The sequence below is a fragment of the Mesorhizobium sp. M7A.F.Ca.US.005.03.2.1 genome (assembly GCF_003997795.1).
Classification (GTDB): Bacteria; Pseudomonadota; Alphaproteobacteria; order Rhizobiales; family Rhizobiaceae; genus Mesorhizobium; species Mesorhizobium ciceri.
The window spans coordinates 1-8,258 of the sequence record NZ_RZRP01000204.1; the positions used below are offsets into that span (position 1 = coordinate 1).

An 8,258-nucleotide genomic window follows, 5' to 3' on the forward strand; every position below is an offset into this window, starting at 1 on the left:
GATATGCAAATATCTGTTCCAGGCAACATTGGAGGACAAAGGTCATGGCCGATGCTGGGATGTTGCGGTTTCATGTTCCGGAACCGGAAGTGCGGCCGGGCGGAACGCCTGACTTTTCCAACGTGCCGATCCCCAAGGCCGGCTCGGTGCCGCGCCCGGAGATCGATGTCGATCCGCGCACCATCCGCGATCATGCCTTCTCGATCATCCGCGTGCTGAACCGCACGGGCGAGGCCGTCGGCCCGTGGGCCGGCCTGCTGTCCAGCGACGAGCTTCTCACCGGCCTGCGCCACATGATGACGCTGCGGACCTTCGATGCGCGCATGCAGATGGCGCAGCGGCAGGGCAAGACCTCGTTCTACATGCAGCATCTGGGCGAAGAGGCTGTGGCTTGCGCCTTCCGCAAGGCACTGGCGCCGGGCGACATGAACTTTCCGACCTATCGCCAGGCCGGGCTGCTGATTGCCGATGGCTACCCGATGGTCACGATGATGAACCAGATCTATTCCAACGAAGCCGACCCGCTGAAGGGCCGGCAATTGCCGGTCATGTATTCGTCGAAGGAGCACGGCTTCTTCTCGATCTCCGGCAATCTGGCGACGCAGTACATCCAGGCGGTCGGCTGGGCGATGGCCTCGGCGATATCGAACGATTCGCGCGTCGCAGCCGCGTGGATCGGCGACGGCTCGACGGCCGAGTCCGATTTCCACTCGGCGCTGGTGTTCGCCTCCACCTACAAGGCGCCGGTCGTGCTCAATGTCGTCAACAACCAGTGGGCGATCTCGACCTTTCAAGGCATCGCGCGCGGCGGTTCGGGCACGTTCGCGGCGAGGGGCCTCGGCTTCGGCATCCCGTCGCTGCGCGTCGACGGCAACGACTACCTCGCCGTCCACGCCGTGGCCAAATGGGCGGCGGAGCGGGCGCGCAGCAATCTCGGGCCGACGCTGGTCGAATATGTCACCTACCGTGCCGGCGCACATTCGAGCTCGGACGACCCGTCCGCCTACCGGCCGAAGACTGAATCCGACGCTTGGCCGCTCGGCGACCCGATCGTGCGGCTGAAGAACCATCTCATCGCGCTCGGTGTCTGGTCGGACGAGCGTCACGCGCAGGCCGAGGCGGAAATCCTCGACACGGTTATCGCGGCGCAGAAGGAAGCCGAAGGCCACGGCACGCTGCATGCCGGCGGCAAGCCGTCGACGCGCGACATGTTCGAAGGGCTCTACGCCGAAATGCCGCCGCATCTCAGACGCCAGCGCCAACAGGCGGGAGTCTGAGCCATGCCGAGACGGACCATGATCGAGGCCATTCGCGATGCCATGGATGTGTCGATGGGGCGCGACGAGAAAGTCGTCGTGTTCGGCGAGGACGTCGGCTTCTTCGGTGGCGTCTTCCGCTGCACGCAGGGCTTGCAGGCCAAATACGGCAAGAGCCGCTGCTTCGATGCGCCGATCAACGAATCCGGCATTGTCGGCTCGGCCATCGGCATGGCCGCCTATGGCTTGAAGCCGTGCGTGGAAATTCAGTTTGCCGACTACATGTACCCGGCCTACGACCAGCTGACCCAGGAAGCGGCACGGCTGCGCTACCGCTCCAACGGCGATTTCACCTGCCCGATCGTGGTGCGCATGCCGACCGGCGGCGGCATTTTTGGCGGCCAGACGCACAGCCAGAGCCCTGAGGCGCTGTTCACCCATGTGTCGGGGCTGAAGACGGTGGTACCGTCCAACCCGCACGACGCCAAGGGGCTTTTGATCGCGGCGATCGAGGATCCGGATCCGGTGATCTTCCTCGAGCCGAAGCGGCTCTACAACGGTCCGTTCGATGGTCATCACGACCGGCCGGTGACACCCTGGTCGAAGCATGAGCTGGGCGAGGTGGCCGACGGCCACTACACGGTGCCGCTCGGCAAGGCGGCGATCCGCAGGGCAGGCTCGGCCCTCACCGTGCTCGCCTACGGCACCATGGTCTATGTCGCGCAGGCGGCTGTCGAAGAAACAGGCATCGATGCCGAGATCATCGACCTCAGGACCCTGCTGCCGCTCGATCTCGATACGATCGTCGCCTCGGTGAAAAAGACCGGGCGCTGCGTCATCGTGCATGAGGCGACGCTGACCTCGGGCTTCGGCGCCGAGCTGTCGGCGCTGGTGCAGGAAAACTGTTTCTATCACCTCGAAGCGCCGGTTGCTCGCGTTGCCGGCTGGGACACGCCCTATCCGCATGCGCAGGAGTGGGATTATTTTCCCGGTCCCGCCCGCGTTGGCCGTGCCTTGCTTGAAACCATGGGAGCCTGAGATGGGCGAACACATCATCAAGCTGCCCGATGTCGGCGAAGGCGTCGCCGAGGCCGAGTTGGTCGAATGGCACGTCAAGGTCGGCGATATCGTCCGCGAGGACACTGTGCTCGCCGCCGTCATGACCGACAAGGCGACGGGATTTCAACCGTCGCCGGTCGATGGCGAGATCCTGTGGCTGGGCGCCGAGATCGGCGACACGGTGGCCATCGGCTCGCCCATCGTGCGGCTGAAGGTGGCGGGCGAGGGCAACGCCAAGCCGCAAGGCGCCGAAGCGGAAGCGGTGTCCGCTGAGCCTCCGGCAAAACTTCCGACGCCGAAGCCCGAGGCTGCTGCGCCGGTCGTGAAGGCATCACCAAAGAGCGACGAGCCCAAGGCGAAACCGGCAGCCTCACAGAAAAGCACGGCGCAGCCTTCCGTCCCCGGCGCGCCGCGGCCTGAAGGCGAAAGACCGCTGGCGTCGCCGGCCGTTCGTCTGCGGGCAAAAGAAGCCGGCATCGATCTCAGGCAGGTTGCCGGATCCGGTCCGGCCGGTCGCATCGGCCATGAGGACATCGAAGCGTTCCTGGCGCGCGGGCCGCAGGTCGCAAAGGCATCCGGCCTCGCCCGCAACGATGCTGTGCAGGATATCAAGGTGGTCGGCTTGCGGCGCAAGATCGCCGAGAAGATGTCGCTGTCCAAATCGCGCATTCCGCACATCACCTATGTCGAGGAGATCGACGTCACCGCACTGGAGGAATTGCGCGCGGCGCTCAACAAGGAGAAGCGTCCTGGCGTGGAGCGGCCGAAACTGACGCTGCTGCCGTTCCTGATGCGGGCGATGGTCAAGGCGATCGCGGACCAGCCCAATCTCAATTCCCTGTTCGACGACGAGGCCGGCATCGTCCATCAGCATGGCGGCATCCATATCGGCATCGCCGCACAGACGCCGTCGGGGCTGGTGGTTCCGGTGGTCAGGCACGCTGAGGCGCGCGACATCTGGGATTGCGGCGCCGAGGTCATCAGGCTGGCCGAGGCGGCCAAGTCCGGCACGGCAACACGCGACGAGCTGTCCGGCTCGACCATCACCATCACCTCGCTCGGCGCCATGGGCGGCGTGGCGACGACGCCGGTCATCAACCATCCTGAAGTGGCGATCGTCGGCGTCAACAAGATGATGGTGCGGCCGGTGTGGGACGGCACCCAGTTCATGCCGCGCAAGATGATGAACCTGTCGTCGAGCTTCGACCATCGGGTGATCGATGGGTGGGATGCGGCGGTGTTCATCCAGCGGATCAAGACGCTGCTGGAAACGCCGGCGCTGATTTTCGTGGATTGAGGGGATGAGAACGGTCGCAAGGGCCCCCTCACCCGGATTGCCAAAACCGAATTGCGAAGGGCAATTCGGGGCAATCCGACCTTTCCCCGAGGGGAGAGGAGGTCGCCGGCGTCTGTGCTCGCCTCTTCTCCCCACCGGGGAGAAGGTGGCCGCGAGGCGGCCGGATGAGGGGGCCTTCGCCACCAGAAAGAGCGTGCCATCATGAAAGAAATCTCCTGCAAGCTGCTCGTCATCGGCGCCGGGCCCGGCGGCTATGTCTGCGCTATTCGGGCCGGACAGCTCGGCGTCGATACGGTGATCGTCGAGGCCGGCAAGCCGGGCGGCACCTGCCTCAATGTCGGCTGCATCCCGTCCAAGGCGCTGATCCATGCGGCGGAGGAGTTCGAGAAGGTGTCGCACATGGCGGGCGGCAAGAGCCCGCTCGGCATTTCGGTCACCGCGCCGACGCTCGATCTTGCCCGGACCGTCGCCTGGAAGGACGGCATCGTCAGCCGGCTCAACAGTGGCGTCGCCGGCCTGCTCAAGAAGGCAGGCGTGAAAACTGTGCATGGCTGGGCGAGCTTTCGCGACGGCAAGACGGTCGCGGTCGAGACCGAGACGGGTAGCCAAGTGATCCGTGCTGAAACCATCGTGATCGCCACCGGCTCGGCGCCGGTGGAGCTGCCGTTCCTGCCGTTTGGCGGTCGGGCGATTTCGTCCACCGAGGCGCTGGCGCTCAGCGACGTGCCGAAAAATCTCGCGGTCGTCGGTGGCGGCTATATTGGGCTGGAACTCGGCATGGCATTTGCCAAGATGGGCGCTGAGGTGACCGTGATCGAGGCCTTGCCGCGCGTGCTGGCGCAGTATGATGCGGAGCTGACCCGGCCGGTGGTCAAGCGGCTCACCGCGCTCGGCGTCGAGGTGATGCTGGGCGCCAAGGCCAAGGGACTGTCGACCAAAGGCGACGCGCTGCTGATCGAAACCTCCGACGGCAAGAGCGCCAAGGTCGCCGCCGACAAGATCCTGGTGACGGTCGGCCGCAAGCCGGTGACCGAAGGCTGGGGGCTCGAGCAGATCGACCTCGACATGGCCGGCAAATTCATCCGCATCGACGACCAGTGCCGCACCTCGATGCGCGGCATCTTCGCCATTGGCGACGTCACCGGCGAGCCGATGCTGGCGCACCGGGCGATGGCGCAGGGCGAGATGGTCGCCGAGATCGTTGCCGGCCACAAGCGCAGCTGGGACAAGCGTTCGATACCCGCCGTTTGCTTCACCGATCCCGAACTGGTGACCGCTGGTCTTTCGCCGGAAGAAGCCAAGGCGCTCGGCGGCGAGATCAAGATCGGCATGTTCCCGTTCGCGGCCAACGGCCGGGCGATGACGAAGCTGGGCGAGGACGGCTTTGTCCGCGTCTTGGCCCGCGCCGACAACCATCTGGTGCTCGGCATCCAGGCGGTCGGGCAGGGCGTGTCGGAACTGGCGGCGGCGTTCGGGCTGGCGCTGGAGATGGGCGCGCGGCTGGAGGACATCGCCGGCACCATCCACGCGCATCCGACGCAGGGCGAGGGATTCCAGGAAGCAGCGCTGAAGGCGCTGGGACACGCGCTGCATATTTGAGGAAAGGGGCGAACCTGTTCGAGCCAGCTCTCTTCCTTCCCTCGCCAGCCCATCGATCAACTCGCCAGCCGCTCATCTAGGCGCGACCAAAGCGATTGGCGGGAAAGTGCCGCGTACCATGTTTTCCGAGAACCGGATTCCACCCTTCGGGATCATGCTCTAGTCTCCTCCCATGAGCACCGACCTGAAGAAATACGTGGCGATTCGCTACAACACCGCCACCGGCTTCATGCCGAGCCAATGGAATGGACACGGCAGAGCCAATCTCGACCCGGTGTGGCTGGTCGAGCGGCTGGCGCTGTTCGACACCTATTGCGCGCCCTCGCTCGAGGGCCAGTCGCAGAAGGACTTTACGGTCCTGATTGCGTTCGATTCCGAACACATGAGAACTACATCCGGATCGTCTGCGCCTGCGCGGCCGGGATTGATGTCAGGCCGGTTCTCATCAAGGCCGGCGAGAACTACAATGTCGCCTTCAATGCGTTTGTCCAAAGCGACACGGATGCCGAATTTGTTTCGCTGACTCGGCTCGACAGCGATGACGCGCTGGCGCCGACCTTCATGGAGCGTGTCGATTTCTACGCGCGCCGGGAAATCGCCAAGGGCGAGGTGAACCAGCAACCGCTCTATATCGCCTTTCCGCACGGCCAGAATTTCGATGCGGCAACCAACCACTACACGCAGCACGAATATCCAACGTCGGCCTTCGGCACTCTGGTCGAGAAGCGATCACCGTCCATGAACGGGGTCTATTGCGACGAGCACACGAGGATGGCGATGCGTTTCAACACCGTCGGGGCGGCCTTGAAGGAGGCTCAATGGTGCATCGTCATTCATGACAACAATGCAGCCAATGTCTTGCGCGGCAAGCCGGTCGCCGAGCCGGCTTTCACCGTGGGCCGGCCCGGTGCCGGGACAAATGCGCGCGCGCCGGCTCGAAAAGAGACTACGCAAAAGCAGATGCCGCAGACTTCGGCCAAGGCCTCGCGCAACGCCGGCAATTTTGTCCGGTTTCTGCTTGGGCGGCCGATGGTCTTGCGGAAATAGCTCGATGCTAATCTCCCCCTCAAGCGGGAGATTATGCGCTTCACCCCGCCAGCCGGCTCACCATTTCGTGCTGGGCATAGGCGCGGCCAAAACGGTTGGCTAGAAATGCGTCCAGCGCGATGTCTTCCTGCTTGATGAAGCCGGTCGCCGGCAGGCTGCCGTCGGCCAGCATGTCGAGCACGGCGCAGATGCCGGACGCCGTGGTGATCTGGATGGCGCTGCGCACCACCTGGCCGATACGCTGGGAATAGACCTTGTTGGCGTAGGTCTCCTGCAGCAGGCGGCCGTTCTTGCGGCCGGAGACGGTGACGAAGACGATGACGACGTCCTGCAATGTCGCCGGCAGGGCGCTTTCAAAAATGTCCTTCAGCACGTCGCGGCGATGGCGCAGGCCGAGGTCGTTGAGCAGCGCCTTCATGATCGCGGCGTGGCCGGGGTAGCGGATGGTGCGGTAGTTGAGCGTGCGCACCTTGCCCTTCAGCGTCTCGGCCAGCGTGCCGAGCCCGCCGGAGGTGTTGAATGCCTCGTAAGTGACGCCGTCGAGCGAGAACTCCTCGCGCTCCTCCAGTGGCGGCACCTCGACCAGCTCGCCCTCGACGATCGCCTCGCAGGGCTCGCAATATTCGTTGATGACGCCGTCGGTGCTCCAGGTCAGATTGTAGTTCAGCGCATTGGAGGGATATTGCGGCAAAGCGCCGACGCGCATGCGCACGCTTTCCAGAGAATCGAAGCGGCTGGCGAGATCGTTGGCGACGATCGAGATGAAGCCCGGCGCCAGGCCGCATTGCGGAATGAAGGCGCTTCTGCCCGAACGCGCCAGTTCCTTGACGCGGCGGGTCGAGACGACATCCTCGGTCAGGTCGAGATAGTGCACGCCGGCACTGGCCGCCGCCTCGGCGATGCGGGTGGTCAGATGGAAGGGAGCGGCGCTGAGCACCGCGAATTTGCCGGCGAGTGCGGCTTCAAGCGTGCCGGATGCTTCGATGTCGAGCTCCAGCGTCGCAACCGTGGCCGGGACTTCGGCAGCAGCGAGCTGTGCTGCCGAGCGGTCGACGAGCGTGACCTGATAATCTCCCGTGGCGGCGAGCATCTCGGCAATGGTCGAGCCGATCTTGCCGGCGCCGACAACGACAATTTTCTTCATGACAAATCCCTCACTGGTTGTGAGCACAGATTCGCAGCTTGCCCGTCGAAAGGAAGCGTGGTTCTGTACGAAACGAACCCATTGATTGGTCAGTCCGCCGAGAAGAATCGTCGAAATGCTCAGCGATGCCGAACAGACCCTGCTTTCGCTGCTGCGCGAGAATGCGCGCGCCTCGACCGCCGAGCTGGCGCGGCGGCTTGGCGTCTCGCGGACAACCGTGCAGAGCCGGATCGAACGGCTGGAGCAGCGCGGCATCATATCAGGCTACGGCGTGCGGCTGGCGCCGGATTATGAGCAGGGGCTGGTGCGGGCGCATGTGCTGCTCACCGTGACGCCCAAGCTTGCCGACAAGGTGGTGCGCGGCCTGCGCGGTTTGGCGACGGTCCGGACGCTGCATTCGGTCAGCGGCAATTTCGACATGATCGTCATCGTCGACGCGCCATCGATCCGCGACCTCGACATGCTGCTCGACCAGATCGGCGCCATGGACGGAGTCGAGCGGACGCTGTCATCGATCATCCTGTCGACGCGGATAGATAGGTGAGGGGACCTCTCAACCCAAGCTGGGCTTGAACAGCACCAGCCGTTTCGCCGGCTAATCCATAGCCAGCGGAAAACGCACCACCACCGCAAGTCCCGGTCGGCAATCCTCGAGCGTGATCGATGCGCCGTGCAGATCGGCTATGGCCCGGACAAGGCTGAGCCCGAGGCCGCTGCCTGATGTCGAGCGGCTGTGGTCCAGCCGGTAGAGCCGCTGGAACACTTTCTCGCGCTCTGCCGCCGGAATGCCGGGACCGTTGTCGGCGACGCCCGCAACGACGCGTTCGTCCTGGCGCGCTACCGACAGCTTTATCGT

General features: G+C 64.5%; 8 protein-coding genes. 6 read left to right on the plus strand and 2 right to left on the minus strand.

Annotation, left to right across the window (positions count from 1 at the left end):
* Window positions 1-44: 44 nt before the first annotated feature.
* The 5 genes from EN991_RS13800 to EN991_RS13825 all read left to right on the plus strand — a co-directional run bounded on the left by EN991_RS13800 (window position 45) and on the right by EN991_RS13825 (window position 6,258).
* Window positions 45-1,277 carry a 3-methyl-2-oxobutanoate dehydrogenase (2-methylpropanoyl-transferring) subunit alpha gene (locus EN991_RS13800; RefSeq protein ID WP_127368960.1) on the plus strand — a complete coding sequence of 411 codons (1,233 nt, stop codon included), beginning with the start codon at window positions 45-47 and terminating at the stop codon, window positions 1,275-1,277.
* A 3-nt stretch (window positions 1,278-1,280) separates the two neighbouring features.
* Complete coding sequence (locus EN991_RS13805; protein WP_013528742.1) at window positions 1,281-2,294, plus strand: alpha-ketoacid dehydrogenase subunit beta; 1,014 nt, start codon at window positions 1,281-1,283, stop codon at window positions 2,292-2,294.
* 1 nt (window position 2,295) lies between these two features.
* Entirely contained in the window at window positions 2,296-3,612 is a 1,317-nt protein-coding gene (locus EN991_RS13810; RefSeq protein ID WP_127368961.1) for a dihydrolipoamide acetyltransferase family protein, read from the plus strand.
* Window positions 3,613-3,813: 201 nt separating this feature from the next.
* Window positions 3,814-5,211 (plus strand): dihydrolipoyl dehydrogenase, encoded by a 1,398-nt coding sequence (lpdA, locus tag EN991_RS13815; protein ID WP_127368962.1) that lies wholly within the window; start codon window positions 3,814-3,816, stop codon window positions 5,209-5,211.
* A 312-nt stretch (window positions 5,212-5,523) separates the two neighbouring features.
* Window positions 5,524-6,258, plus strand: coding sequence for a glycosyltransferase (locus EN991_RS13825; RefSeq protein ID WP_164753599.1), 735 nt, complete (start codon window positions 5,524-5,526; stop codon window positions 6,256-6,258).
* A gap of 40 nt (window positions 6,259-6,298) precedes the next feature.
* Here EN991_RS13825 and EN991_RS13830 read toward each other — a convergent pair whose 3' ends face one another.
* Window positions 6,299-7,402 (minus strand): saccharopine dehydrogenase family protein, encoded by a 1,104-nt coding sequence (locus tag EN991_RS13830; RefSeq protein ID WP_024504078.1) that lies wholly within the window; start codon window positions 7,400-7,402, stop codon window positions 6,299-6,301.
* A gap of 115 nt (window positions 7,403-7,517) precedes the next feature.
* On the opposite strand from EN991_RS13830, the gene EN991_RS13835 reads away from it, so the two are divergent.
* The gene (locus EN991_RS13835) at window positions 7,518-7,946 is read left to right on the plus strand and encodes an Lrp/AsnC family transcriptional regulator (RefSeq protein ID WP_013528746.1); all 429 of its coding nucleotides are present in this window, start codon (window positions 7,518-7,520) and stop codon (window positions 7,944-7,946) included.
* A 51-nt stretch (window positions 7,947-7,997) separates the two neighbouring features.
* Here the strand turns inward: EN991_RS13835 and EN991_RS13840 are convergent.
* Window positions 7,998-8,258, minus strand: a 261-nt coding sequence (locus tag EN991_RS13840; protein ID WP_164769046.1) for a sensor histidine kinase, incomplete at its 5' end; no start/stop codon positions are given.

Coding starts and splice junctions, on each gene's coding strand:
- EN991_RS13835 (WP_013528746.1), top strand. CDS start 7,518: ATGCTCAGCGATGCCGAACAGACCCTGCTTTCGCTGCTGCGCGAGAAT.
- EN991_RS13805 (WP_013528742.1), top strand. CDS start 1,281: ATGCCGAGACGGACCATGATCGAGGCCATTCGCGATGCCATGGATGTG.
- lpdA (WP_127368962.1), top strand. CDS start 3,814: ATGAAAGAAATCTCCTGCAAGCTGCTCGTCATCGGCGCCGGGCCCGGC.
- EN991_RS13810 (WP_127368961.1), top strand. CDS start 2,296: ATGGGCGAACACATCATCAAGCTGCCCGATGTCGGCGAAGGCGTCGCC.
- EN991_RS13830 (WP_024504078.1), bottom strand. CDS start 7,402: ATGAAGAAAATTGTCGTTGTCGGCGCCGGCAAGATCGGCTCGACCATT.
- EN991_RS13800 (WP_127368960.1), top strand. CDS start 45: ATGGCCGATGCTGGGATGTTGCGGTTTCATGTTCCGGAACCGGAAGTG.